We start from the raw sequence: 2,057 nt of genomic DNA, 5'->3' as shown, positions 1-2,057 counted from the left end.
CCTGCCGTTGTAATAGATGGTAAGGTTGTGTCGACAGGAAGAGTCTTATCTGTAGACGAAGTCAAGGATCTTATTAAAAAATAGTATATCAGCTATAAGAAAAACCCCTCAGTTATCTCAGGCTGAGGGGTTTTTCTAGTTATATAATCCATTAAAATTTTACATGAGAGACGGCTTTTTTTAGAAGAACACCTGTCAAATAAAAATATGAGGAGTAATACTCTGCATTATTTTCTGTGTTGGATTCCATATTTTCCAGTTCTTCTAAAATATGAGGAAACTCAGAGAAAGTATTTCTCAGTGAACTGATCCTCTCCTTTACCTGTCTTTTTTCAAAAAGTCTTACAAGAAAATGAGTGATTTCTTCGCTGTACTTAAAGATTTCTCTGTTTTTATTTTCAAATCCAGTGATTTTATTTTCTTCATCTAGTTTTGCATAAACTCTGTTTTTTAAATTTATAATGTTGTAGTTAAGTTTGTTTCTGAAAATTTCCAGTGTATTTTCATATCTAGGATGAAGGGTCTTTTTTGTATAACATTCCAAAAGAATATCCCTATCAAAAATTATATGTTTATTCCAGAGAAGAGTGCAGTTGTTTTGTATGTTGTCTATCAAATAAAAAAAATCGCAGTCTTCATTAAGGTTAAGCTCAATTTGATTGATATTGTCAAGGTATTCTCTAAGGTAATCCTTAAGGTTGAGAAGAATGAGATTCAGATATTTTTTAAATACAATTTCTTGATTACTGATCAAATGAGTTACTGAGAACTCTTTTTGTATTCCCCTTTTAAAATTGTCTTTTCTTGTGTATTTGAGATAATGGATTTGATTTTTACTCATTCTGTTTCCCCAAAAGACGGTAGATCTGAGTTCGCCTGTTTTTGAATTTCTGTTTATAGGGTGTCCAATTAGCTCATTTCTAAGGTCTCTTATTCTTTTTATCTCTTTTTCAAACTCTTTTTTTTCATCCTTGTCTATATTGAAAATATAAAAGAACTCCCTCATGAGATCATGCTGTATAAATATAATCTGAAGTAAGCCGATGGCATAAAAAACAGAAGCTGAAAAATTGTTTTTATCATCTTCTGGGATGTTTTCCTTGATAAGTATGAGAGAATCGTAAAAATAATGGAGTATATCCCCGAAATAATTAGTTTCTACCTCTGAATCAAAATTTATTTTCCTTTGAAAAAATTTCTCATTTAAAATAAAATCATTCCATATTTCTGCAATTTTATCCAGTTTTGTTTCTATTATTTTCAAGTGAGTTCACCTCTTCTTTTGTCTTGTGCCTTAGATTTATTTTTTAAATTTAACTTTCAACTATTATACCTCAGTAAATAAAAAAAATGTAATTTTTATATAAATGTCAGATTGTAAAGGTTACATTTTTATAAAATAAACTTTTATGGTAGTATACGAAAAAAAGATTGTATATTTTAGAATATTTATATAAAATCTTTATAAATGGATTTAAAAGAGGATAATAAGAGGTTGTGTTAAAAATAATAAATATAAAGTTAACTAAGATATATTTTTAGATGAAATTATAGATATTTCATCAGGAAGGATATTCCCGGTTTTTATATTCAACTTATTTATAGAATAAAGTTCTGGAGGGATAAAATGAGGATTATTATCATAGGGTCGGTAGCTGCGGGGACATCAGTAGCTGCAAAGGCAAGAAGAAATTCTGAAGATTGTGAAATAGTGATGTACGAAAAAGACAGGGACATAAGTTACTCAGCCTGTGGCCTGCCTTATTATATCGGTCAAAATGATATAGAAAGAAGTAATCTAACTCCTAGAGATGAATGCTGGTTTAAGAAAAGATTTAACATAGATGTGAGAACAGGACATGAGGTTTTGAGAATAGACCCGTCAAAGCAAAGTATAGAGGTAAAAGATTATCATACAGGGGAAATATTTGAGGATTTCTACGACAAGCTGGTAATAGCCACAGGAGCAAAGCCTATAAAACCTGATATAAAAGGGATAGATAGTAATAACGTATTTACTGTTAGAAATATAGAGAGTGCAGACAAAATAGTAGGGT

General features: G+C 29.9%; 3 protein-coding genes. 2 read left to right on the top strand and 1 reads right to left on the bottom strand.

Annotated elements, in window-relative coordinates:
* Positions 1-12: 12 nt before the first annotated feature.
* Positions 13-84: a hypothetical protein gene (locus ABZA26_RS13715; protein ID WP_372715059.1), complete on the top strand. Its 72-nt coding sequence runs from the start codon at positions 13-15 to the stop codon at positions 82-84.
* 67 nt (positions 85-151) lie between these two features.
* Here the strand turns inward: ABZA26_RS13715 and ABZA26_RS13710 are convergent, their stop codons facing one another.
* A complete protein-coding gene (locus ABZA26_RS13710) occupies positions 152-1,264 on the bottom strand; it encodes a hypothetical protein (RefSeq protein ID WP_372715058.1) in 1,113 nt (370 codons plus the stop codon).
* A 363-nt stretch (positions 1,265-1,627) separates the two neighbouring features.
* Here ABZA26_RS13710 and ABZA26_RS13705 point away from each other — a divergent pair.
* Positions 1,628-2,057: FAD-dependent oxidoreductase (locus ABZA26_RS13705; RefSeq protein WP_372715057.1), on the top strand; the 430-nt coding region annotated here is incomplete at its 3' end.

Source organism: Ilyobacter sp., from assembly GCF_041583315.1.
Taxonomy (GTDB): domain Bacteria; phylum Fusobacteriota; class Fusobacteriia; order Fusobacteriales; family Fusobacteriaceae; genus Ilyobacter.
This window is presented reverse-complemented; position numbering and strand designations above follow the sequence as displayed.